Below are 25,291 nucleotides of genomic sequence, written 5' to 3' on the forward strand. Positions count from 1 at the left end.
TATCACCATAAAAAAACGCTGGATAACTTCCAGCGTTTTTAATTTATTTAAGTGTTTGATAAGTAAATCCAGCCGGCAAGAATATAGCCTGTCTTCGATTTAAATCTTCGATGTCATCAAAAACTATTGAATAAACCATTTGATTTTGAGCGGATTGAATGGTCAACCTTCTTGATGGACTATCATAAGCAGATAAATAAACAGTATGTGTGTAAGAATGATATTTTTTGTTAGGGATAAAGCCTTTAGGTAAAGCAACAGAAGATAAGACGCGGTAAAGATTGCCAAAGGCAGACTGACTGTCATGATTATCAAGTGTTTGTTGTGCTAGATAATAAGCTTTTAAAAAACGTGATTTTGGATCATATCCACCAGGTAGGTCTTTAGCAGCATTAAATTGGTTCAAATTTTCTTGATTAAAAGTAGTTTGCAAGAGTTTTTGATGAGAAGGAAATTTTGGTGCATTGGTCATGACACCATAAGGATTTTGGTAGACTTTTAGTTTTTTCTTTTCAGGCTCAACCACAATGCAGTTTTGCTGACTGTCTGAAAACATAAAGTGGAAAATTGGTGTGATGACTTTATTTCCATTCATATCATGACTTGAGATGTGAACGGTCGGTAAAATCGCTAAGACTTCATCAACATTGCGACAATTACCTAAGATATAATTCATAAAATAAAAAGCAGAAACATTGTTCTTCTTTTTATCTACTTGATTATCATATAAGCCAAATCCTCCAAAATCATTGGTGATTCCAATCAGACCATGCTCATTGACCCCATCCTTTAAAGGGTCCATATTTCGAAAACCAACTCCAAGCATCTTATATTGAGAATGGTGAAAGCCGCCTAGCAAATTTTCAGCTACCGGATACCCCTTAGGCAAGTAAAGTATATTGTAGTCAACGGGTGCTTCCAGATCCATTGTTCGTCCTGCAACATGTCCGCCGGGGTAATTAATTTTAATTCCTGTACACATAGATATTTCCTTTCTATCTTTAGTATCAACCGACTAAATGATCAGCTCGAATTCTCAGTATAGCATTATTAGATCCGATAAGCGTTAAAAGTGCTTTTAAAAGATTGTTACTTTAAAAATTAAATAACAGAAGGCTTAGCTATGACGATTAGAAACTTCATATTTTATAATCCATCACATTTCTCATTTAATTAGGACACATTATTGTCCAGTCAATTCCCAATAATAGCAGAGTATTAATCATTTTTGGCTGAGAAACTGTCTAAAAGTTGCTAGCTTCGATAAAATAGTAATCATTCTGAGGCAAAGTCACTGGAGTGAAGTCTATGAGATTGTGTGCAATCTCATATTATGAAAAACTTCTGAAAACAGTAGATAAAATAAAATCTGAAAGCTTGAACTTTATTTTAACCACAGGAGGGGGGCAGTCATTGGTGGGAGTAATTTATGACTGCTGCTTTTAATGGTAATCCTATCGATACCTTCTCAATCATCATTAGTAAAGTTTTAACGGTTAAAAAAGATCAGACGATAAGAAAAAACAGCTATTGAAACCACACGCAATTTCTTCCAGCCAATTGGATTGCCTGCTAGCTTACAGAAATTGATCTTAAAGCATAATATATCAACTATCTAGTCAATTAACTTGAGGCCAATAAATTTACTAAAATTGGTGAACACAAAAATCATACGTTGAAAGTATCCAGAGCAATCTATAAAAAGCTTTAAACTAGATAAAAACAGCCACATCAAAGTGGCTATAAGGTGATTCCAAAAAGTTAGAGTTATAAACTAACTTTTAATGAATTCTTTTTTTCTATTTTTAAAATATTTTAGTGTTATCTTCTATATTATTAGGTATTTTTGTCTTTCTTTGGTATAAGGAAAGTGATGAATGAAAAAAGAAGTTTTATAAAATAGCTGGTATTCTTACGGCTGTTATAAGTTTACTCACTTATTTACCTTTATTTGGTGGCTGTCCTCAGAGTATTCAAGCTAGTTAGCTGTCTTAAGTTGTAAAGTTAATATTTGTTTAAAGTAGTTTTCAGCTTTTGAGAGCTACTTTTATTTTTTGATATTAAGTAAATAATTATCTATCACGTAGTTCTTGTTTTTTTGCTTCTTCCTCCTTGGCTTTAGTTATCTTATATTCTAGTGTTTCTTTGTACTTGCTATCTATCAAAGCTTCCCCGTATCTTTCTTTTACTATTTTTTGTACGTCTTCTATCGATTTAGCAGACTTTCTCTTTACATCGTAAAAATCTTCATTATTTGCTGGTTTAAAAGCTGGTGTATCTTCTTTTTTAGGTTTAACCTTCTTCTTAACTTTTTTGTTGTTTGTGTAGGTTCTTCTTTGAACAGATCGCTATAATCTTTGTTTCCGTCGTTTTCTACCACTTGTACGTTTATTAGAGACGTTTGTGTGATTGGTGAGCGTTTTATTGCTGACGATTTCTTTTGTGCAGTTTTCTTTCCTGCGGGCTTTGGTTGACCTTGCGTATTTCATTCAATAGCTAAGTGAAGTTTTTCTTTAGCATAAAGAGTTCCCAATTTATCAGCTCTTATTTTTTGCTCTATAAAATCTTCGTCTATAAATTAATAGGATAAATTACCATGCTTTCGTTCCCTCGCATCTACTTTATAATTTAATAATATATCCTCTTTAAACTTCTTCATGGTCACAACTTCAGAATTGGCTAGGGATTCTAGGATTCTCTCTTAAATCGTCTTTCCAAACACATTTACCCTTGTCAGCAGTTTTAATTTCGCTAATCGTTCTACAATTAATCGCTTTATCTTTTGATAAGTAATTACATTCGCACCAAATTCTCCTAGTATTTCGTCGTGCTTAGGCTGTATATTTACCCAACGATTATTAGATCTTGATAGTTTGATACACCAATTGGATTCGGGTTGTTTATAACAATGTGATTATATAGGAATGCATTTTCGTTGTCTGCTTGTGTAACTACTCAAACTTGTCGACCAGGGAACAGCCTTTGCCCCGTTTCTAAGTCTAGCTCATGAACTTTCTTTATGTCTTCGGGATTATCTACTATAAATTCACCTCTTGAAAACGATGGAATAGCGTTATAAGTTTGAACATTTTACCCTCATTAACATTGAAGCTATCCCACACTTTAGAAAAGATTCTAAAGCAGTTTCTGATAAACAATTAATTCCTGAAGCTTGCAAAACTCAATCCATATCTTCGCGATGGCTCTTTTCTTCCATCGCTCGTCACCCTTTTCCTTTTCTATTACTACCTTTAGTCGCCAGTCAAAATTATCTTTAAACATACATATGACCTCCTAATTCCGTGTTCGGATTTAGGAGGTCAGTACATTTTGAGAGTCCTTTTTAATATTATTTATAAGTTTTCTTCCGTTTTTTACTATAGTTCTGAAAGAATTTTAAGTGTATCCAGCACTTGTCCTTCTACTCGGTTATTAAGATCATTTAATTCTGAACCCATGACAACCACTATATATTCTTTACCATCTTTTTCAGCTAAAGTGGCCCAGCATAAGCCGGCTCCATAGGTAGTACCAGATTTGCCACCAGTAATCTCAAAACCGTCTTGATAAAATTCCCGCAATTTTTTGAAAACAGTACTTTCCATATAAACACCTGAGGGATGGGCATTAGTTGCCGTCGATAAATAGTCTTTACGTTTAAAGATTGCTTCAAAATGACCATTTTTTAAAGCTTCTTTCAATAACATAGCGATTTCCTTAGCAGTAGTTACTTGACCTGCTTGATCCATGCCATCCACGCTTTTAAACTTAGTTTTTTTTAATTTTAATTCTTCAGCTTTTTCATTCATCCACTTAATAAAAGTCTTTTTGGATCCGGCTACATTAAGTGCTAATGAATTTGCACTTTCAGCTCCTGAAGGAAGCATGGTGCCATAGAGCAAATCACGAAAAGTGGTTGACTCATAAGGATAATAACCCGCCATAGCTGCGCCTTCTTCTATGGCCTGATAGTAACTGGCTTCATCCACTGGAGCATAGGCTGATAGATTATCGATATGTTCTAGTGCAACAAGTGTTGTCATAATTTTTACTAAGGAAGCAGGTTTACGAGAGACGTTGGCTTTTAAAGACAGCTCGGTTTTGTCTTCTGTTAAATTATAAACATAAATACTTTTAGAATAGTAAGCCTCCAAAGCCAGGACTTGATATGGATACAAAAGATTTACAAGACTGATCAGTGTAAGTATTATTATCGATTTTTTAAAAAAAGATAAATCTCGCATCCAAAACGCCCTCTCTATTTTATTATTTCTTTTTTAGAGTCTCATACTTTTCAAAGTCGGTCAAGTCAAGAACGGAAATTTCTATTTTAATTCAAAAACAGCCTAAACCAATATAAAGAGTAGAGCTGTTAGTTATTAATTTTTTTGAAATTTAACTTTGGCCTGAGCAATTTCTCTTTGAATAACTAGTCGCTCTTCATCAGATACTTTATCACAGGAACATCCTACTATATTGGTGGGTGTTTTAACATTCAATCCGGCCAAAGGACAATCCGTTACAGTACAAGATGTCCACTTGTTCTTTCCGGCTTTAAAAGATTACCATTCTTTTTTAGGAGATAAATTAAACCTCCTACAATTATGAAAAGAATCATAAGGGTTTTAAAATTCATTAACAGAAATGAAAAGAACAACTCAATGAAAGAATTCTGATAAAACTATTGAATCTAATTCAATGCTTTTTTTAACTTATGCTGCCCTATTCACTACAATAGCCAGTGGGATTCCTAACTCTAATAATTGGATAGTTAAATAAAAACTTCTTTCAAATCTATTCCCATCTACTACATTTAAATCATATCAGCCTGCTCATCTAATAGATAGTCGTGTGACAAAGTTTCTTTTATATAGGAAGGTAAAAAATGCCTGGTAAATCAACAATGACCGTGGTAGGATTCGTTTAAAATTAGCCCTCTTTTTATCAATCGTCACGCCCGGCCAATTTCCGACCTTTTGATTAGATCCGGTGAGCAGATTAAAAAGTGTGGTCTTCCCACAATTAAGATTAGCTAATAAGGTAATTTTACGCATGCTTCGCTCCTCCCGATAAAAGAGTTGTTTAAATTAATTCAGCTTCACTCTTACGAATCGAAAGTTGATAACCTCTCACTCGAATTTCGAGTGGATCTCCTAAAGGTGCCAATTTAACAAGCTCAATGATTGCATTTTTTGCAATTCCCATATCCCTAATGCACTTTCTAAATTAAGTTTCACTTTCTACTTTTATAAGCTTCGCTCTCAATTTGACTTTCAGCTGACTAAAAGCTACAAAATCTTCATTATCATAAGATAACATTTCGATCGTCACACTTTTAGCAAATTACAGACTGACTGCAAGACACATTCCTTATCAACTTCACACTCTTAATTTATACTAAAAACCATTCAATAAATAATAAAACAATGCGAAATGTAAAATTCGAGACAAAATGCTTGCATTTTCTGTTCATTCATGTTAAATTTAATTCGAATTCGAGATAACAAAATCGAATCTTATTAAATGCTTTGACTCTCTAAATTTAAAGGAGGAAATTTTATGAACAACTTATTAGGAATCCACCACGTGACAGCTATGACAAATAGCGCAGAAAGAAACTATGACTTTATGACAAAAACTTTAGGCTTACGTTTGGTTAAGAAAACAGTTAACCAAGATGATATCCATACTTATCACACTTTTTTTGCTGATGACCGTGGAAATGCTGGTACGGATGTAACTTTCTTTGATTTTCCTAACTTACCAGAAGGCGTTAAAGGAACAAACTCAATTTCCCGTATTGGTTTGCGTGTAAAATCTGATGAGGCTTTAGAATATTACTTAAAACGTTTTGAAGAAAAAAATGTTAAACATGAAGGTATTAAAGAATTATTCGGTAGCAAAGTATTAGCTTTTGAAGAAGAAGATGGCCAAGCCTATCAAATCTTCTCAGATGAAAATAATGAGGGTATCCCTGGAGGAATTCCTTGGAAAAACGGTCCTATTCCTGAAGAATTTGCTATTTACGGCCTTGGGCCTATTGAAATTACTGTCGGTTACTTTGAAGAATTCAAAGCTGCCTTAACAACTATCTATGAAATGCGTATTGTCGAAGAACATGACGATGTTGCACTCTTAGAAGTTGGTGAAGGCGGACACGGTGGTCAAGTTATTCTACGCAAAGACGTTGAAACTCCACAAGTGCAGCAAGGTTATGGACTTGTTCACCACGTATCCTTCCGAGTAGCCGATGACGAAGCGATTCAAGCTTGGGCAGATCGTTACCAAAAATTAGAAATTGGAAATTCTGGTTTGGTTGATCGCTATTACTTTAAGGCTTTATACGCTCGCATCGGTCACATTTTAATTGAAATCTCTACTGATGGACCTGGCTTTATGGGAGACGAATCTTATGAGAATCTGGGTGAAATCTTATCTTTACCACCATTCTTAGAAGGTCAAAGAGAATCAATCGAAAGTCAAGTTCGCCCATTTGATACTGTTTGGAAAGGGGAATAAATCATGGTTGATAAAATTCAAAGTATTCATCATATTAGTGCCATAGTGGGTAATGTGCAAGAAAACTACGATTTTTATACAAAAGTCCTCGGTTTAAAACTTGTTAAGCAAACTGTCAATTTTGATGACCCTTCTGTTTATCATACCTATTTTGCGAATTCGAAGGTTGATAATGGAACAATTATGACCTTCTTCCCATGGGATAATGACCATAAAGGGACAAAAGGCGGGGGGCAAGTCGGAAGAATTGCTTTTTCTATTCCTAAGGGCAGCCTCACAGCTTGGCAAAATCAATTAGAAAAACATGAGATTACTTATCATAAGAGTAATATGTTCTCTGCAGCCACTTTAGAATTTTCAGATCCTCATGATCTAGATATTGCTTTAGTCGAAGCAGAGACAAGCTCAGACAATAATGAAATTATCGGTTTCTATGGCTTGGTACTCCTATCTACCAACCCTCAAGGGACTCTTGACTTGTTAACACGTGAAATGGGGGCCAAATTGGTTGAAGAAGCTGACGAATACCTACACATCGAATTAAGTGGACCTGAAAAACACCGTGTGTTACTTTTAAAAAAGGCACAACCACTAGGACGTTTTGGCATAAGCACTGTTCATCATGTAGCCTGGTCAGTTGATCGATTGACTGACCTTCAAGCTTGGCATGACCATTTAAAAGAAGCGAATTATCATCTGACTCCTGTCAAAGATCGTAAATACTTTAAATCGATTTATTTAAGAGAAAAAGGTGGCATCATTTTCGAATTTGCTACTAAAGAACCTGGCTTCCAAGTAGATGAAGATTTCGATCATTTAGGTAGTCAATTAAAACTACCTGAACAGTTTGAGTCTAAGCGTTCAGAAATCGAGTCATCTTTGCCTAAATTTATAGTGGATTAGGCGAGTAGATAATATGTTATCTTATAAAGTTACAGACTTATCACCTAAAGATCAGTATAAGGTTTTAATTGGTTCAGTCATCCCTAGACCTGTTACAATGATAGCCACACAAAATGACGATCAAAGCTTAAATTTAGCACCCTTTTCCTACTTTAATATGGTAGCTTACAATCCACCCATCCTCATGGTGTCCATTCAAAGAAAAGGTAAGATGAAGGATACCGCTCGAAACATCCTAGCTAATAAAGAAGCCGTTTTCCACATCGTAGACCAAGAAAATTTACAAGAAGTCAATTTGACAGCTAGCAATTTGCCAAAAAATAAGAGTGAATTGGATTTAACCCAATTCACTCTTGCTAGCAGTCAAACAATTCAAACGCCTGGTATAGCTGAGATGAAAGTAAGGTATGAAACAGTATTACACCAACACATCGAGATCCCATCATCAAATGGTAAAGAAGTTTCAGCTGACTTATTCTTGATGCGAGTAGTACATTTCCATCTTTCTGAGGAAGTTTACCAGAATTCTTATGTGCTTGCTGATCAGTTAAAACCGATCAGTCGTTTAGCGGGTAATGATTATGCAACTTTAGGACAGACCATTCAACTTGAAAGACCAAAGTAGGAGGTAATTATGGAATATATCTATCACGCAGCTGATAATGCTGAATACACTTTTGTCCTGTTACACGGTACAGGAGGAGACGAAACTAACCTTATTCCTTTAGCCAAAGAAATCTCATCTTCAGCTAATATTCTCTCTATAAGAGGAACTGTTAACGAAAATGGAGCCCTCCGTTATTTTAAACGGAAGGCCGAAGGTCTCTATGATTTAGAAGATCTAGCGGAAAGAAGTGATGAGCTTGTTGAATTCATCAAAAAGATGAGTAGTGAAAAAGGATTTGATTTAAGTAAAGTAATATTCATTGGCTTCTCAAACGGATCTAATATTGCTTTAAATATCTTAATTCACTATCCAGAAAGCTTTAATAAAGGAATTTTATTTGCCCCACTCTACCCTATGGCCATTGATCAGCAGAAAGATTTATCAAATCATCAACTCTTCTTATCCATGGGTGAGGCAGATCCAATCTGTAGTATGCAAGCAAACAATGACTTAATTAAAAAATTAACAAATGTTCAAGCAGACCTATCCATTGAATGGGTACATACCCATCAAATTACGCCTCAAATTGTGCAAGATGCTAAAGATTGGGTGTCAAATTTAAAAGAGAATAATTAATTAATTTAAGCTCTACTTTCTTATGTCTAATTAGCATGAGACAGGTAGAGCTTTTTCCAATTCTTACGGGCTAATAAGTAAATAATTATTCCTTTTAAAGCAGTGGAAAGAGACATAGCAATCCAAACTCCAACCACACCATAATTAGGCATAAACAGCCAAGCAAATGGGATTCTCAACAAATTACAAACAGTATTCACAGTTGCAGGGGCTTGAGTATTTCCTAAACCGTTAAGGAAGCCACTTCCACCAATTTCAAAACTCATAAATAATTGGCTTAAACCAAAGACAAGTAAATAAACAGCTCCTAAAGCGATAGCTTGCTGGTCATCTGGTATAAATAGCTTGAAGAACTGCATTCTAAATACGATAAGAACTAAGGTCGCAAATGAACCAATGGCTAATAAGGAGCGAATGGTCGTTTGATAAATCCCTTCTACTCGTTCATAAAGTTTAGCTCCATAATTCTGCCCTACCATAGCCGTAATCGCTACTGCAAAACCTTCAGTGGTCATCCATGAAATGGATTCAATGTTTGACCCCACACTGGTAACAGCTAAAGGCATAGCGCCATAGGAAGCAACATAACGATTTAGTAACACACTGACTAAAGCGTGTGCATTCGACTGAATAGAAGGTGGTAGTCCTACTTTAATGATTTGCCCTAGATTCTTACTGTTAAATGACCACAAGTGGATGCGACTGCGGTAAAGTAAATCTCCTTGGCGATAAATAGCATAAAGATACAAAATAAATACCATAAACTGAGCAAAAATAGTTGCCATAGCAGCCCCTTTAATCCCTAGGGCTGGAAGAGGCCCTAAGCCAAAAATTAAGATGGGATCTAAGATAATATTAATAACCAGTCCGAGAGTATTGACGGCAAAAGGTGTTTTACTATTACCTAAACTATTATAGGCCCCAGATATAACAGGGTTAATAAAAAATAAAAAAACACCCGAAGCAATCACAATCAAATATTCTTCAGTCAGTTGATTGACGTCATCTTCTAATTGGAAGAAATTAATAAAGGGATCTTTAAATAAAATTAAGAGGCCTCCAAAAGCAAGGCCCATTATAAGGGCTAACCAAAATCCATTGTTAATATAAGAGCGTGCTGTCTTTTCATCTCGTGCCCCATAGGCTTGTGCCGTCAGGACACTCATTCCAATTCGAGGGATCAACATCAAACTCGAAGCAATCCACAAAGCAAAGCCAACTTGTCCTGCTGCAGCTACAGCCTCAGTAGAGAGTCTTCCAATCCAGGCAATATCGGTTAAAGTGTAAGTCATTTGAATAAAAGCAGTTAACATTAAAGGCGTCGATAATTTCAACATTGTTTTAAATATCTTACCGTTTAATAAATCTAAATTTCTCATTGCTACTCCTCCATATCTCAATAAATAGTAACAAGTTGAAGCACTAATTACAATCACCAAAAACTTAGTGAAAGAAAAAAGATCTTTCAATAAGTTTTAATGGCTTCATTTTATTCCTCTAAGGACGTTGGTAGTAGAAATCTTCGTATCCCACTGTTTTTGGCCCTTTTGATAAAGCACCCATCTTTTATCATACTTTTGATTGGTCTTTGCAATCATTTGTTCAATGTCTTTTTGTAATTCTTTTAAAAGGGGATTCTTGAATAATCTGTTCAATATTTCAAGATCACCGAGACGGTCGCTCTCAATCATCGCATGAGCCAAGCGATCACTTACTTGTGGATTATCCGGGGTCAAATGAGTCGTAACATAGGACATTGAGACGTCTTGGAAACCAAACTTTTCCATTGTTTGAGGCAATTCTTGCTCGTTTAATTTATACTTACCTAGTTGAAAAATTTGGATACTATCATCTTGGCCGTTTGTTAAGACTTCAATCTGCTGCCAAAAGGTATTTTCATCTTCATTAAAAGAAAGCAAAGCCGGTGCTTGGTGAATGACCCCTTGAGCTTGACTGAGACAAAGACAGACTCCTCCGGATTTTAATAAATGATACTGTGTTTTAAAGAAAGTGTTTGTTTCAATGTGCTCAACCACTGTATTCGAAAGAATAACATCAAAACTATTTTCCTCAAAAGGAAGCTTATAAATATCACCCTCTAAAAATTCAACTTCAGGAATATTTTCTTTAGCAAATTCTATGAAGTTGTGATCGCGGTCTAATCCAATTACATTGGCATTCGGGTACCAATCTTTTAATACCTGACATAAAGCACCCGGCCCACAACCTATTTCTAAAATTCTAAGAGGAAGTTTTTGATCGATATTAAAAATGGTTTGATAAGCATTGGCATTTTCCTTACTAAAACGTAGTTTACGACTAGAATAGAGCGTTTGAATTCCCTGTACTTGGTTAGACCAAAAATTTAACCTGTTCATTGTATCCCCCTCTTTTCGTTCCAACCTAACTTCAAACATGATATTTTGTGTTTTCAGATTTTTTAACAGAGCCTATTATATCATTTATTAGTAATTTTTGATTAAATTTGCCCATCAAGGTCTTAAAATGGATGATAGGGTCATGTAAAACATCTTTTCCACTATTATTTTACGAATGTAAAAGACTTTCGCTAGACATATCAAGTGAAAATGCTAAATTTAAAACAGAAGGAGGCGACATTATGAGTCTTGGCCAACAACTCAAAACAGCACGCTTGCATGCAAATTTAACTCAAGAAGAAGTTGCAGAAAAAATTGGGGTTACTCGTCAATCCGTTTCAAATTGGGAAAACGAGAAAAATTACCCTGATATTCGGAGTGTCATAGACCTTAGCAATCTTTATCAAATCAGTCTGGATCAATTGATGAAAGGAGACGAAAAATTGATTAATCATTATCAAGAAAGTTCAAATGTAGTTCGTAGTAACAAACATTTATTTAAGATTATTTTAATTAGTTTAACTATCATCTTAGCACTATTCATACTCCATCACCTGATGCCTAACCATGTCGAATGGCTACTTGCTATTTTTATTATAATGGCCATAACGGCAGGAATCATTATTCATGAAATCATTCAAAGAATATAGGAGGCGTAAAAATGAATGAAACTATCAAAATATTTATAATTGTAATTGTCGCTACCATTGCGCTAGCTTCTGGCAGCTTATTAGCTTACTTCATCTATAAAATGACTATTATTGATGCTAAGGCGCGAGGGTTAAAACATCCCAAATTTTGGGGTATTTTTAATATCGCTGGAAACAACTCTTCAAATATCTTACTCTATCTTATCGGCAGAAGGAAATTTCCTAAAGATAAACTCACTTCCTATGATCAACTCTTAATGAAGCAATATAAAAGAGAAACTAGTATATCTCTTATTTGCCACCTTTGTGGGACGATTATCCTACTTATCTGCATTGTTTATTTCTATGCCTAACTAGTTCGCCTATCTTTATTAGAAAAAGTAGGGTTTTTGTTATTTTATTAATTAATAAAGTTTGGTAGGATAGATGTGATATAAAATTAAAGGAGATCTCTTTACATGAACTCAGTAAAAAATAAACTTCCAGGACTTCTTTTATGTTTCTTGATTGCTATTTTTGCTAGCCTTTTAGCTAGTGTATCGATTGGAAACTTTTCACTGGCGATTATTGGAGCACCCGTCTTTGCTATCTTAATAGGCATGATCATCAGTCTCATTCAGCCCCAATTAGCTAATCATGCCATTTTTCATCTCGGTATTCGCTTTTCAGCGAAAAACATCCTACAATGGGCAGTTGTTTTATTAGGTTTCTCCTTGAACCTCTCAATGATTATTAAAGTTGGTAGCAAAAGCTTACCTGTAATAGTTGCTACTATCTCGATTGCGCTACTGGTTGCTTGGTTCTTTCATAAGCAATTTAAGATGGAAACGAAATTAGCGACTTTAATTGGGGTCGGATCAGCTATTTGTGGAGGTTCTGCAATTGCAGCCACTGCTCCAGTTATTGAAGCAGATGATAAGCAAGTTGCTCAGGCTATTTCAATTATTTTTATTTTTAATGTACTGGCTGCTTTGATTTTCCCTACTTTAGGTTATAACTTAGGATTAGGAACAGAAGGTTTTGCTATCTTCGCAGGTTCTGCAGTTAATGACACTTCTTCAGTGACTGCCGCAGCAGCGACAGCAGAAAGCTTCTATCAAGTGGAAGGCATCCTATCTGCTGCAGTAACGGTCAAATTAACACGAACACTAGCCATTATTCCCATTACGATAGGTCTATCTTTGATGCAAGCTCGTAAGGAAAATGAACACGCAAAAGCCACTATTTTTCACTTACTTCCTACATTTATTCTCTATTTTATTTTAGCTGCCTTAGTCACTTCCATAGTGGACCTTCTTCCAACAAATGCATTTACCTATAGTTACGTCGAAAAGTTTATTCCCCTGATAAAAACTCTCGCTAAATTTTTTATCAGTATGGCTATGGCGGCTATCGGGTTAAACTCTCAATTAAGTGAACTAATTAGAGAAGGAAAAAAACCCATTTTACTTGGCCTCTCTTGTTGGATAGCTATCAGTCTCGTTTCACTAACCGTTCAAGCTCTAACCGCTACTTTTTATAGTAATCTTCCTTAATCAAAAACGGTTAACTAGTAGAATTATCTAGTTAACCGTTCTTTTCTATTTAATTAACTGCTTAATTTGAAAAGAACCATTTTTGATAGCCCTTATCAATCAATAGGCTCACGAGCATTTGAATAATCATAGAGATAAAAACTGTTAAGGGAAGCCCCTTTAAAACACCCAAAAAAGCTTGGCCGTTTATGCCCGCTTCCATCCATACTCCAAGAAAGCCCATGACAAAAGAAAAGATCAAGGCGGGTGGGAATTGTCCCACTACGAATTTTAACCATTCTGGATGCTGGATACCTAGTAATTCATTGAATTGCTCAGACATTTTTGGTATATCAAGAAGATAAGCCCCAAGAATTACTGAAACGGGTAAAAGAACAGATAGTTTAACTAACATTTCAGGGAATACGACTTGCCCCTGCATGGCAGTCATAATTAAGGGCATGATAATTCCAAGATGAACGGGAAAAGCAAAGCGTTTAAATGTTTCAAAGTTTATCGAATGCAAAATAATGTCACCTTTCTAATTGTGTTTTTAACTTTTTTACTCTAACAAATACCTTAAGCCCTTTGCAAGTTGTTTTTAACGACTCACCACATACTTTGTCTTTAACACATCATTTTCTAGTTAAGTATGCTCAAAAAATAGAACAATTTTTGAAAAGATAATACTTCATTATTCATCCCTTAGCTCTATCCAATACCTTTGATCGACAGTGCCATCAGGATAAACTACTTCATTTTCTAAAACGCCACCATTTTTTTGAATGGATTTCGCGGACCCAATATTTTCTTTATTACAAATCATTAAAACCCTTTTTATACCGATTCGTTTACACTCTTTTAGTGCTAATCCTATCATTGCTGTGGCATAACCTTTGCGTCGCTCACTCGGTCGAATACCGTCTCCTATATGTCCACCCTTTAGTAAAAGATCATCATTTAAATAATGGCGAATATTCACTGCCCCTACCAAAACATTCCGATTGCGGTCGAGACAAAAAAAGGTCGAATCCGGTACACGGTCTGAGTGTACAGCTTCTTTATCTTCTATACTCTTAATATATCCTCCAAAATCATGTGGATCATGACGAAAGATGGCCGATGGCGAACCATCTGTTTGATTTTTTTCTATATCTTCTTTCCATTCTTCGATCATCTCAATTAATAGTAGCTGATGTTTTTTCTCTAACTTAACAAGTTCGATATTCATATTAGGCTTATCCCTTTCAGAGTGATTTTATACTTTATAAATTTTGGCTTGCGTCCTAGCGATAACTGGTCCCATCTCTTCTTGTCGGATGGCTGATAAATCTATGACGGTTTGCCTAAGAAGTTCTTTTAAAGATTTAGCCATATGCTGAACTTCTTTTCTATCACAAATAATCTTATCCTCCGTTGGCCAATCACTCTCAAGTAAAATGTGATCTCCAGCTATTTGTTGAACATAGGCGCGTCCTTTTTTTGTATTTAACATCGTCGGATGAACAGATAGATAACCTCCTTGATCTCGATGTCTGGTTAATTGATCACTGGTTCCATTAAAGCGGTGTAAAATTGCCGTAATATTCTTAGCAGAATGACTTTCTATTAAGTCCAATACTTTTGAAGCTGATTGTACTGCGTGGATTGATAATACATAATGATTATTTAAACGCTCAGCTAATAGTGATAGAATGTTTGAGAAAACATAAATCTGTAAGTCCTCATCCGCTTTTTCCAATCCATTGGTCGAAAAATCTAAACCGACTTCTCCTATTAAAAGAGATTGGTCTAATTCTCCTTGAAAGATAGCTAACTCCTTATTCGCTTGTTCCTTAGACTTAATCCACCAAGGATGAAAACCTAAAGATAAATAAGGCAGAAACTTTTGATCACAATCCATTTTTTTGAGGCTATCCTTTAACTCAATAAAACCTGAGGGTGTGACAGTTTGAGCCACAATTTTAAGCTTTTCTTTAGCAATTGTTTCTAAAAATAACTGACGAGCCTGTTGATCTTTTATAAAATCAAAGTGATAGTGACTATCTAATAAATTCATAGTCTCTCCTCTCCTTCTTACTTCGATTTACCAAACTTTATATTCTTCCTTCCCTGCCAAACGTCGGATCACTTTTCCTGCTAGCATCATTCCCATAATTGGTGGCATATAGCTCATCGAACCTAAGGTTTGTGATTTTGTATTGCCAGTAGGATTTTCAACTTTGAAGGGTTGTTCATTAGAATAAAGAACCTCTAAATTTTTAATGCCTCTTCTACGGCACTCTAGACGTATAATCTTTGAAAGGGGACAATAAGAGGTCTTTTCTATTTTACTAAAGTTTAAGTAAGTCGGATCTAATTTATTCGCTGCCCCCATAGATGAAATTAAGGGCAATTTTTCTTTTTGACAAAAGGCTGCAATTTCTAATTTTTGAGAGATAGTATCAATACAATCAATTATATAATCCACTCCTACTAGATCAGTTAAAATTTCCTCAATATTTTCTTTGGTTAGAAATATTTGACGGGCATCCACTTGGCAGTCCGGATTGATTTCAGCGATCATCGCTTTCATAACATCTGCTTTAACCTTACCCACGGTTGATGAAAAGGCTAAAGCTTGACGATTAATATTGCTTTCTTCAATAATATCTCCATCAATTATCGTTAAATAGCCTACTCCTCCTCGAGCTAACGCCTCAGCACAAGCAGAACCTACTCCGCCTAGCCCCAATACTACCACTCTTGATTGAGCTAACCGACTTAGGCCCTCTTCTTTTAAGAGCAGGCTCACCCTTGAGAGTCTTGTTGGTATTTTTGCTTCCATAACATCATCCTTAATCTTTTAAGTTTATTAGCTGCTTTTTTATTATAACACCATCGCTCTAATTAGATCTTATTAAAAGAGGTGGTCATAAAGATCACCTCTTTTAGGTCTATTAATTTTTACATTTGCTCTTTATGAAAACGACTTAGGAACAATTTAGTTCGCTCATGCTGAGGCTCATTAATCACTTGCTGGGCTAAGCCATCTTCCACAATTACACCTTTGTCCATAAAAACAACCCGACTAGAAACATCACGGGCAAAAGCCATTTCATGAGTCACTACTATCATTGTCAGACCCTCTCTTGCTAATTGGGTCATGGTATCTAATACCTCTCCTACCATTTCTGGGTCAAGCGCTGAAGTCGGCTCATCAAACAGTAATAATTCTGGATCCATTGATAAAGCCCGAGCAATAGCAACTCTTTGCTGTTGTCCACCTGACAATTGTTTAGGACGCGCATTGACATAAGGAGCCATGCCCACCTTAGTCAAGTTGGCCATAGCAATTTGCTCTGCTTCTTCTTTTGTCCGTCCCAAGATTTTAACTTGTCCAATGGCACAATTTTTCAAAACATTCATATTATTAAAAAGGTTAAACTGTTGGAAAACCATTCCCACTTCTGCTCGATAGTGATTCAAAGGGTAATGATTGGTCATCACTGACTTGCCTTTATAAAGAATATCCCCTCCGCTCGGTTGCTCTAGAAGATTGAGACATCTCAGAAGGGTTGATTTTCCTGAACCTGAAGAGCCAATAATAGAGATGACCTCTCCTTGTTTCACGCTAAAATCAATGTCTTTTAAGACTAAGTTGTCCCCAAATTTTTTAGATAAGTGAGCAATCTCTAAGATTTTATTTTCATTAGTCATGTGTTTTCACCCCCTTGACCGCTTCTGTGGATGAAGACTGAACAACTGTATAAGAATGAGAACCTGACACCTTTCTCTCAATTAAATTTAAAATACGAGTGGTCGTAAACGTTAAAACAAAATAAATCACTGAGGTAATCAAGAAGGTCTGGAAAGTCTGATAGGTCGATCCTGCGACAGACTTGGAAACAAAGAACAATTCTGTCACTGCTATAACATTTAAAACGGAAGTATCTTTGATATTAATCACAAACTCATTTCCTAAAGTTGGTAGAATCGATAAGACAGCTTGCGGTAATACCACATGTCGCATGGTTTGACCGTGGGTCATACCAATTGCTTTTGCCCCTTCATATTGTCCCTTATCCACCCCTTGAATACCTCCACGCATGACTTCAGATAGATAGGCACCTGTATTAATTGAAACAATAAATAAAGCTGCTGTCATTGAAGAAAGATCAATATCAAAGAATAGTTTTAGACCATAAAAAATTAACATGGCTTGAACCATCATCGGTGTTCCTCTAAAAATTTCGATGTAGGTAACTAAAAGAAAATCAACTACTTTAAACAAATAATAAGAAGGGCGACCTTTTTGGAACAAGTCCTTCATTGAACGGATCACTGCAATCAAGAGTCCAATCACGGACCCCACAATGGTTGCAAACAGCGCAATGAATAGAGTGTTCAAGGCACCACGAATAAATTGATTACCGTAACTAGCCCACAAAGCCTGAACATCTTGCCAAAAGCTAAGGTTTTCTTGACCTTGATTGAGTTCTACCATTTCTTTCATCAATGCTATCCGTTCCTCTTCATCAATCTGACTTAAAGCTTGATTAATTGGTTCCACCAAAGGACTTCCTTTACGTAAACCAATCGCGATTCCTGTATCTACCTGACTCAGATCAAAGCCATTCTCTTTAGTAAATTTTACATAAGTTAAGTCGGTGTTAGCAGCTACAGCAGCCATGGCTCCTGGTTCTTCCGATAAATAAGCATCAATTTTACCTGATAGGACGGAAGAAATCATGGTTGGAAAAGAATCCAAAGCTGTCCCTTTCTGGACATTAGGTATTTGATCGATTAAGCCATAATGGAAGGTATTTAGCTGAGCGGTTACTTTAGCATTTGAAAAATCTTCGATGGATTGAGCATCGACAAAATCAGAATCTTTGCGAACTACCAGGACCATCTGACTTTCATAATAATTATCAGAAAAGTCAATTTCCTTCTTACGCTCTGGTGTGACCGACATGCCAGCAATGATAGCATCTACCTTACCAGAATTTAAAGCTGGAGGTAAACCATCCCACTCTAATTTTACAATTTCTAATTCCAAACCTAACTGTTGCGCTAACTCTTGTGCGATATGGACATCATAGCCATTGCCAAACTCTCCTTTAGAGTTAGAAATAGGGAGCGCTCCATTTACTAGAGAAGGTTGCGACCAGTTAAAAGGTGAATAATTAGCTTCCATTCCTACTTTTAAAACACCAGGATCTTCAAGTCCTTCTTGGATCTGTTCACTATTAATAGTTGATAACTTCTTGTCTTCAGCACCTACAATCATTTTAACAGGCAAAAGCAATATAAACATTAAGATTAAGACACTGAGCTTTTTAAACAGTCCTTGATTCTGTTCCATTCTGATCCTCCTCGTAATTTTTACTATAAAAAATAAATATACCTTTTATAGTAAATTTGGTCAAGTTTTGAATGTATAGACTATTATTTAAAAATGTTGAATGTATAGACTATTATTAAAGCTTCTTAATAAGACAGATCGAAATGTTAATATTTTTTGTAATAGTATTTCTATTTTTTCTAAAAAAACAGATCAAAAAACTCCTTTGATTCATAATTACACATGTATAATGCTCTCTGCAAATTATACTGTCTTCATGATCTAAGGAGTTATTTGTTTATATTTAATTATTAAATTTAGGGGTTATTTTAAACTGGATCATCTTAGTTCCAATCAGCTAAAGATCCCATTGGATCCCATGGTTCTAATTCAATGACTGGTTGATTAAGAGCATCTAGCCATTTTTGATCAAGGTATTTCTTATCAACAGTCACTTGATAGTTATACTCGTCAAACCATTGATCACTCATTGAGAAGATACCTTTATCGCCAGATTTTTCACCCCAACTGTTCTCAACCTTCCAATTGACTGGTTTACCATCAGCATCTAGGTCCACACCTACTAAAAGCATGGCGTGAGTTAATAAACTCTCCCCATAATCTAAGCGCTCAGCCTTATTTAATTGAGGCGCTTCAGCTAAGATAGCCTCATATTCGTATAAGTCTTTATCCATAATACCCAATTCACGATCACTCATCTTACCAACATCACAACCAAACCAAACTGGCTTGCCATCTTTGATTGAAGCAATTGCAGCTTCTTTAAGCACTTCAATTGGTGCATTAATATAAGTAATCGGGTGGCCTTCGGCTACAGAGGCTAAATATTTAACAGTGAACGCCCGTCCGAAAGGCTTATCTTCAGTCGGTGCGTTGATTACACTGACTTTACCTTCTAAATCCCAACCCACATACTTATTAAAGAAATCTTGTGGTGTGATGTCTTCAATACGGTGATATTTTCCATCCTTGTCGCGGTAACTGTAAGAGAACTTCTCTGGAACCTGTCCCAAGGCTTTAACTAAGATGTTATATATAACATACAGCATATCTTCTTTCATTGCTTTCAAATCTTCTTTTGAAGCCTTATTTTGATAAGCCGTTCTTAATTCTTTAGCAAAGGCTCTTAAACGTTTAGTAATGATTGCTACCATTTCATAAGTATTAGAAGAATGGTAAGTTTCTGGCATTACCGATTTAGGAACTGAACCATACTTTTGTAGTAAGGCTGTGAACATATCCCATTGTCCACCATCTTCGACCGGCGCTTGCAATAAATGTTGTACCACACGTGAATTTAAAGGTTCCTCTACCGTTTCAATGATAGAATCCAAGAAGAAGTTTGATTTTTCTAACTTATCCCAGAAGAGGGTATAATTTTGCGAAAATTCAAAAGTTTCTAAATTTAACTCTTCCATTGTATTTACACGCGCACCGTTTAAGGCAGCAAACATCCAGCAACGACCGCTTTTCTTCTGATCGGTAATCTTACCTCTTTTTGTTTCATCGGAGAAAACGAAGGTATGGTCTCTCACGGCCTCATTATTAAATGAAGCTTGATTGAACCCAACTTTAGCTACCGCATTTTCTACTGCATGATTGATCGTTTCTGCTTGATATTTTGTTTTGAATGATTGTATTAATTCTTGATTGATTGTCATAGTCATTTCCTTTCTTTAAATAAGATTTTTTAGAGTCCATTCTAATAATAGAGAACTTCTTCATTTATTCTGGCTAGTCTTTAAATATTTTTCTAAAGAATAGCTTAAAAAATAATCACTACTATTCACACCACTTCCTTTAATAACTAATCATTTTAACTAATTAATAAGATATAGGACTGGCCTTCAAAGCTTAAATCCCTTAAGAATTTATATAGAATTAGCGATTAACTAGACTTCTAAACTTACTATATAAAAACTCAATGTCACCATTAAACTTAATTAATTATATAAAGCTACAGCCATTCCCTAATAATATTTTATAACAAAATTAGAGTACTTGCAATAAATTTTTAGGTTAACCTAAAATACCCTTCAGTCTATACCTTGCTAAGTCACAACATACTTTATGATCAGTCATCGAATATAGCTACAATTTAAAAAATCCAGCCAAAAACCCCCCACTTGATTAAAATGAACCTTAGATCAGATATATTGTACAAAAAGTGCTCCTGGATATCCACAATCGGGTATTACTTGACATCTTACCCTATCACCAAAGAAAATTTAATTCTCAGTGGTCATTTTGCTGATATCATTATCAAAATCTTTATTGATAGTCGTTAAGTGAAGATTGCACCATTCTAACCATCCATTAGTCTTTTGATGAAAATAATTCAAATTTCCTGCTAAGACTTGCTCAAAATACATTGCAATTCCTTCGGTAAAGAGTAACCATAAAAAATAGTTTTCACCTTGCTCAAATTGGTCAAAATTACCATATTGTTGATGATAGACATGCCCTAATTCTTGAAAAATAAGTCCATACATACGGTCTTTACTCATCCAATCTCATTCGATCATTTTTTCAATTCCCACTAGAATATAAGTTCTTCTGTCCAGTTCTACCACCCAACCTGCCCCATTACATAAACCTAAATAAAGCATAATTGTAAAATCTAGCTCTTTGCCAAATGCTTGAATAACTTTTTTATTTAACCCCCCAGTTACTTGCCTAAATGAGTCTACTACTTTGAACCGCTTTTTGCTTTCTGAAAAAGTCCTTTTTTTAATGGGGAAATAATTGTTTAAAAGCTAAACTTCCCACCAACAAACACTCTTTTGGCGTCATCAGACAGTAAATCCTGATAGTTGGCTAACCATCTATCCATATATTCTTTCATAAACTGATTTGAAACTGCCCATTTACAAATAATGGATCAACTTCAGCAGTCGCATTAATGATTTCCATACCAAGTCTCCTCTTATTACCTATGTCAGCATATCCTATAGATCGGATCATTGCCAAACAAAGACCAGGATAATTTAAGCTATTTACAATTAGTCATATTCAGCCAACTAGCAATTTCTTCAGCTATTTTTTCAGGTTGGTCTTGATAGATAGCATGACTCGCGTTTTCGATAATTTTCATGCTTATATTATCATTTAAATTTTTAGATCTTTTTAGCTTGGTCGGTAAAACCTCTTGAAGATCACTAATCAGAAGCAATGTAGGTGTTTTATATGCTTTACTAGTAATCGATAACTGAATCGAATGATTAAGACTCAAAAGATTCAAAGCGCTCTCCTCGTTCATATATTTATAATTACCGCTAGATAGGATCTGTTTTGCATTGATCAGTTCATCTTCCAGTGATACTCCAAAATCTTCACTTGAGATAATCCCTCCATCAAGTAAAATGACTTTAGTAATATTACTTAAATGTGCAGCTAGAAAAGCAGCTATTTCACCCCCGATAGAATGCCCTATTATAACAGATGGTTTCTCCCCGATAGTATCCTTATAAAAGTTAATCAGTTCTTCTTTAGCTACTACATTGTCATTAAAGGCCTCTTCATGTCCGGGTAAATAGAGATAATTTACTCCTAAGCCTTTTTTAGACAATAATTTCAAAAAAATTTCACTCTCTTCCTTCATGCCACCAAAACCATTAATAAAATAGATACATTCTTCTAACATATTGCTCTCCTTAATCTTATCAAAAACAGATTGTTAAAGTGGTTAAATACATAAATTAATTATACAGCGATACTAAGACAACTTTCAAAGTGTTTTGAATGTTCCACAAACTTGCTCAATGGATAAAAATCATAAATTTATGGGGACTTTAACTCAACTTATAAACAAATAATAATAATTACATTTTAACATAGTAATAGTTGCTGTGTTTAGCTTGTTTATACCGTAGCTATTATCATTTATGTTGGTCTAGTAGCCTATTGATATACCAGTTATTCATCTTTGTACTCTTGTCGCAACAATCTTATTCTCTTTTGTACAATTTGGAGTCATTTCTTAATAAATTGTTGAAAATTTACCTTACTTTTACTTAGAATTTACTAAAAATTTACAATGCTCTGCTAACTTATATCTAGATGAATAAATCATCAATAAATTATAAAGAAGGATTGAGCCAATGAAAAAAACAGTAATTCTATCATTATGTGCTTCTGTATTAATGTCAGTATGTGCCCCTACAATGACTTCTGCTAAACAAGAAGAAGGTCAATGGTCGGAACTTCCAGTAGCAACCTTGGAAGAAGGCCGTGCGTTAACTGAAGATTTATCTCTTATTTCTAAAAACCGAGCAAAATATGTCTTCTTATTTATCGGAGATGGCATGGGAAATATCCCTGTTTCTGCGGCTGAATATTACTTAGGTCCAGATAATGGTGACGAAGGTAACGGTCAAGCAGTCGCTCAACCGTTAAATTTTGCTAAATTTCCTGTTGTTGGTCTGCAAAACCCAACCGATGCTGACCATTATGTTCCGGACTCTGCTGGTACTGCTACCGCATTTGGAAATGGCGTAAAGATTGATTCAAACGTCATTGGTCTAACACCTGGCTATACCGAACAAACAGAATCAATTGCTGAAAAAGCTCAAGCTCAGGGAAAAGCCGTTGGTATCCTATCGACAGTAACTTTAAATCATGCGACTCCTGCTGCCTTCTATTCAAACGTTGAACACCGTAGAAATTATTACGAAATTGGTGAACAAATGGCTGCTTCAAACTTTGAATATTTTGCAGGGGGTTCTCTTGGTAAGCGAACAGGTGCTGAAGATGATCAAAAAGACTTATACGAGGTATTAGAAGAAAAAGGATATATGGTAGCAGATACTCAAGAAGAATTCGATACTATTACTGCTGACACTGAGAAAGTTTATGCACCTGCATCTGTTCTTTCTGAATCAGATGGTTCTTCTATGAAATATGCGATTGATCGACAAGAAGGTGAACCTACATTAGCAGATATGGTCGCTAAAGGAATTGAAGTCCTAAGCGCTAACGAAGAAGGTTTCTTCATGATGACAGAATCTGGTAAGATTGACTGGGCAGAGCACGCTAATGATGCCGCAACAACTATTAAAGAAGTGATTGACTTTCAAGACTCTATCCAAGAAGCAATTGATTTCTACTATGAACATCCTGAAGAAACTTTAATCGTTGTAACTGCTGATCATCCTACCGGCGGTTTCACCATCGGAAACTCGGAAACAGGTTATAACTCTTACTTCCATTTACTAGACAATCAAAAAGTTTCTCAAGAACAATTTGATGTAATCTTTGCTAAGGCCAAAGAAGAAAATCCAGAAATGACTTTTGAAGATGCTGTTCCATTACTAGAAGAAAACTTCGGATTTATCTTTGACCTGGAAGCAGAAGAAGTTGTGAAGACTGCTGGCGAAGTCGAGAAAGCGGCTGAAGAAGGTGAAGAAGAAGCCAAAGACTTAATGTTAGTAACACCTTATGAATTGGCAGAATTACGTTATGCTTTCGAACAAACAATGAAACCATATGAAGAACGTAATCTGGGTCAAGCAGATATTATCAAAGGCTACCATGCATATGAACCATTATCAATCGCTGCTACACGTCTATTAGCACGTAAAGCTGGTTTAGCATTCACAACTGTTGACCACTCACCTGAGAAAGTTCCAGTTTTTGCAATCGGTGCTGGCGCTGCAATGTTTGAAGGTAATTTTGAAAATACAGATATTGCCTATAAGATTTTAGCAGCCATGGGATTATATGAAGGTGGCGATACTAAAATGGCTCCTTTAGAAGTAACAAAGAAGTTTTCTGGATCTATTGAGGAAAACGATAAAGAAGAAGCTTCTGAAGAAACAGTTGAAGTAGAAGAAGTTTCTGAAGAAAGTGTTGAAGAAAGTTCAGATTCTGAAACAAGTGAGGAAAGTTCTGAAGATTCATCGGCTGAAGAAAGCAGTAACTCTGAAGAAGAACCTGAAGAAGTAATTGAAAGCTCTGCTGAATAATTAATACATTAGTCACAAAAAGCACAGCTAAGATAAGGCTGTGCTTTTATTCTTTAAGGAGAATCTTATGCAACTTAAATCTATTTTAGCAAGTTTCCTTTTGTTTATTTCCCTACTCTCACCTTGTTCTCTTGTTAAAGCTGAAAGCTCAAGCATGAAAGAATTACCTTTCAGCGGATACTATCTAGCCCCTGAAGCAAGTAGTATTGAAGGATTGCTTTTTCAAGAAAACCAATTAATCATCTATATTAAAAATGAATCAAGGTATGCTCACCCTGTTTATGGACACGGCCATGAAGATAACTATGATAATGAACAGCAAGATGTGGAAAAAGATATTAAATCAAACAAAGACCATCACGATGACACCATTGATCAAGAATTTATAGAATGGTTATTCGAATTTAATGCTTACCCTTATCCAGACCTTAAGAATTATTCTATATCTGTTCAAGAGAGATATAAGAAAGAAAATAATCTTCCAATTAACTTAAAAGAAGTTTATCTAGCCATTGTAGATCAGATAACACCTGAAATGACACAAAGAAATATCTTAGACTTGATTAATCAAACGATTCCTGACATTTCATATACACAAAAAAATGATTATAATTATTTCACTATTTCCTGCCCAACTATCACTGTAAATAACGATCATTGGACCGTCCAATTATTCGGTGAAGAAATTTTTTCTTTTGTGCAACAGTCTGGACAATTAATAGATAATCATGGAAATACTTATGAATACATTGACGGAATTAAACCCAACTAATT

General features: G+C 35.4%; 23 protein-coding genes and 2 pseudogenes. 9 read left to right on the top strand and 16 right to left on the bottom strand.

Annotated elements, in window-relative coordinates; genetic code table 11:
• Positions 1–43: 43 nt before the first annotated feature.
• From ACQV2R_RS00595 to ACQV2R_RS00615, 5 genes and pseudogenes are all read right to left on the bottom strand, one after another.
• Positions 44–982, bottom strand: coding sequence for a linear amide C-N hydrolase (locus tag ACQV2R_RS00595; RefSeq protein ID WP_428872722.1), 939 nt, complete (start codon positions 980–982; stop codon positions 44–46).
• A 2,153-nt stretch (positions 983–3,135) separates the two neighbouring features.
• Positions 3,136–3,282, bottom strand: a complete 147-nt coding sequence (locus ACQV2R_RS00600) for a hypothetical protein (protein ID WP_428891671.1) — start codon at positions 3,280–3,282, stop codon at positions 3,136–3,138.
• 95 nt (positions 3,283–3,377) lie between these two features.
• On the bottom strand, positions 3,378–4,244 hold the full coding sequence (locus ACQV2R_RS00605; RefSeq protein WP_428874910.1) for a D-alanyl-D-alanine carboxypeptidase family protein: 867 nt from the start codon (positions 4,242–4,244) through the stop codon (positions 3,378–3,380).
• Between the two features lie 468 nt (positions 4,245–4,712).
• A pseudogene (locus ACQV2R_RS00610) lies at positions 4,713–5,054 on the bottom strand (FeoB small GTPase domain-containing protein).
• Between the two features lie 28 nt (positions 5,055–5,082).
• Positions 5,083–5,223 (bottom strand): annotated as a pseudogene (locus tag ACQV2R_RS00615) (FeoA family protein); the annotation flags it as partial.
• A gap of 336 nt (positions 5,224–5,559) precedes the next feature.
• Between ACQV2R_RS00615 and ACQV2R_RS00620 the strand changes: the two are divergent.
• The 4 genes from ACQV2R_RS00620 to ACQV2R_RS00635 are packed head-to-tail and all read left to right on the top strand — an operon-like array spanning position 5,560 to position 8,665.
• Positions 5,560–6,519 carry a VOC family protein gene (locus tag ACQV2R_RS00620; protein ID WP_428872715.1) on the top strand — a complete coding sequence of 320 codons (960 nt, stop codon included), beginning with the start codon at positions 5,560–5,562 and terminating at the stop codon, positions 6,517–6,519.
• 3 nt (positions 6,520–6,522) lie between these two features.
• The gene (locus ACQV2R_RS00625) at positions 6,523–7,422 is read left to right on the top strand and encodes a VOC family protein (RefSeq protein ID WP_428872714.1); all 900 of its coding nucleotides are present in this window, start codon (positions 6,523–6,525) and stop codon (positions 7,420–7,422) included.
• A 13-nt stretch (positions 7,423–7,435) separates the two neighbouring features.
• Positions 7,436–8,047: a flavin reductase family protein gene (locus ACQV2R_RS00630; protein WP_428872713.1), complete on the top strand. Its 612-nt coding sequence runs from the start codon at positions 7,436–7,438 to the stop codon at positions 8,045–8,047.
• 9 nt (positions 8,048–8,056) lie between these two features.
• Positions 8,057–8,665: an alpha/beta hydrolase gene (locus ACQV2R_RS00635; RefSeq protein ID WP_428872712.1), complete on the top strand. Its 609-nt coding sequence runs from the start codon at positions 8,057–8,059 to the stop codon at positions 8,663–8,665.
• Positions 8,666–8,691: 26 nt separating this feature from the next.
• Here ACQV2R_RS00635 and ACQV2R_RS00640 read toward each other — a convergent pair whose 3' ends face one another.
• A complete protein-coding gene (locus ACQV2R_RS00640; protein WP_428872711.1) occupies positions 8,692–10,044 on the bottom strand; it encodes an MATE family efflux transporter in 1,353 nt (450 codons plus the stop codon).
• Between the two features lie 105 nt (positions 10,045–10,149).
• On the bottom strand, positions 10,150–11,043 hold the full coding sequence (locus ACQV2R_RS00645) for a class I SAM-dependent methyltransferase (RefSeq protein ID WP_428891672.1): 894 nt from the start codon (positions 11,041–11,043) through the stop codon (positions 10,150–10,152).
• A gap of 242 nt (positions 11,044–11,285) precedes the next feature.
• Here ACQV2R_RS00645 and ACQV2R_RS00650 point away from each other — a divergent pair, with 242 nt between their 5' ends.
• The 3 genes from ACQV2R_RS00650 to ACQV2R_RS00660 all read left to right on the top strand — a co-directional run bounded on the left by ACQV2R_RS00650 (position 11,286) and on the right by ACQV2R_RS00660 (position 13,228).
• A complete protein-coding gene (locus ACQV2R_RS00650; RefSeq protein WP_428872707.1) occupies positions 11,286–11,693 on the top strand; it encodes a helix-turn-helix domain-containing protein in 408 nt (135 codons plus the stop codon).
• A gap of 11 nt (positions 11,694–11,704) precedes the next feature.
• Positions 11,705–12,046, top strand: coding sequence for a hypothetical protein (locus tag ACQV2R_RS00655; RefSeq protein ID WP_428891673.1), 342 nt, complete (start codon positions 11,705–11,707; stop codon positions 12,044–12,046).
• A 105-nt stretch (positions 12,047–12,151) separates the two neighbouring features.
• Positions 12,152–13,228 carry a YeiH family protein gene (locus tag ACQV2R_RS00660; protein ID WP_428891674.1) on the top strand — a complete coding sequence of 359 codons (1,077 nt, stop codon included), beginning with the start codon at positions 12,152–12,154 and terminating at the stop codon, positions 13,226–13,228.
• A 61-nt stretch (positions 13,229–13,289) separates the two neighbouring features.
• Here ACQV2R_RS00660 and ACQV2R_RS00665 read toward each other — a convergent pair whose 3' ends face one another.
• From ACQV2R_RS00665 to ACQV2R_RS00705, 9 genes are all read right to left on the bottom strand, one after another.
• The gene (locus tag ACQV2R_RS00665; RefSeq protein WP_428875791.1) at positions 13,290–13,733 is read right to left on the bottom strand and encodes a hypothetical protein; all 444 of its coding nucleotides are present in this window, start codon (positions 13,731–13,733) and stop codon (positions 13,290–13,292) included.
• A 168-nt stretch (positions 13,734–13,901) separates the two neighbouring features.
• Positions 13,902–14,438 (bottom strand): GNAT family N-acetyltransferase, encoded by a 537-nt coding sequence (locus tag ACQV2R_RS00670; RefSeq protein ID WP_428891675.1) that lies wholly within the window; start codon positions 14,436–14,438, stop codon positions 13,902–13,904.
• 27 nt (positions 14,439–14,465) lie between these two features.
• Complete coding sequence (locus tag ACQV2R_RS00675) at positions 14,466–15,266, bottom strand: TatD family hydrolase (RefSeq protein ID WP_428881654.1); 801 nt, start codon at positions 15,264–15,266, stop codon at positions 14,466–14,468.
• 27 nt (positions 15,267–15,293) lie between these two features.
• The gene (locus ACQV2R_RS00680; protein WP_428872701.1) at positions 15,294–16,034 is read right to left on the bottom strand and encodes a tRNA threonylcarbamoyladenosine dehydratase; all 741 of its coding nucleotides are present in this window, start codon (positions 16,032–16,034) and stop codon (positions 15,294–15,296) included.
• 119 nt (positions 16,035–16,153) lie between these two features.
• Positions 16,154–16,906, bottom strand: coding sequence for an amino acid ABC transporter ATP-binding protein (locus tag ACQV2R_RS00685; RefSeq protein ID WP_428874917.1), 753 nt, complete (start codon positions 16,904–16,906; stop codon positions 16,154–16,156).
• The gene (locus ACQV2R_RS00690; protein ID WP_428874918.1) at positions 16,899–18,554 is read right to left on the bottom strand and encodes an ABC transporter substrate-binding protein/permease; all 1,656 of its coding nucleotides are present in this window, start codon (positions 18,552–18,554) and stop codon (positions 16,899–16,901) included. The genes ACQV2R_RS00685 and ACQV2R_RS00690 overlap by 8 nt, the downstream gene beginning before the upstream one ends.
• 323 nt (positions 18,555–18,877) lie before the next feature.
• Positions 18,878–20,215: an aminopeptidase C gene (locus ACQV2R_RS00695; RefSeq protein ID WP_428876355.1), complete on the bottom strand. Its 1,338-nt coding sequence runs from the start codon at positions 20,213–20,215 to the stop codon at positions 18,878–18,880.
• 567 nt (positions 20,216–20,782) lie between these two features.
• Positions 20,783–21,061: a hypothetical protein gene (locus ACQV2R_RS00700; protein ID WP_428891676.1), complete on the bottom strand. Its 279-nt coding sequence runs from the start codon at positions 21,059–21,061 to the stop codon at positions 20,783–20,785.
• A gap of 485 nt (positions 21,062–21,546) precedes the next feature.
• A complete protein-coding gene (locus ACQV2R_RS00705; RefSeq protein ID WP_428874071.1) occupies positions 21,547–22,197 on the bottom strand; it encodes an alpha/beta hydrolase in 651 nt (216 codons plus the stop codon).
• 457 nt (positions 22,198–22,654) lie between these two features.
• Here ACQV2R_RS00705 and ACQV2R_RS00710 point away from each other — a divergent pair, with 457 nt between their 5' ends.
• Both ACQV2R_RS00710 and ACQV2R_RS00715 read left to right on the top strand, forming a co-directional pair.
• Positions 22,655–24,517: an alkaline phosphatase gene (locus ACQV2R_RS00710; protein ID WP_428881648.1), complete on the top strand. Its 1,863-nt coding sequence runs from the start codon at positions 22,655–22,657 to the stop codon at positions 24,515–24,517.
• A 67-nt stretch (positions 24,518–24,584) separates the two neighbouring features.
• Positions 24,585–25,289: a hypothetical protein gene (locus ACQV2R_RS00715; RefSeq protein WP_428891677.1), complete on the top strand. Its 705-nt coding sequence runs from the start codon at positions 24,585–24,587 to the stop codon at positions 25,287–25,289.
• Positions 25,290–25,291: the final 2 nt, after the last annotated feature.

The sequence above is a fragment of the Facklamia sp. P12937 genome (assembly GCF_050409505.1).
In the GTDB taxonomy this organism is placed as follows: Bacteria; Bacillota; Bacilli; order Lactobacillales; family Aerococcaceae; genus Facklamia.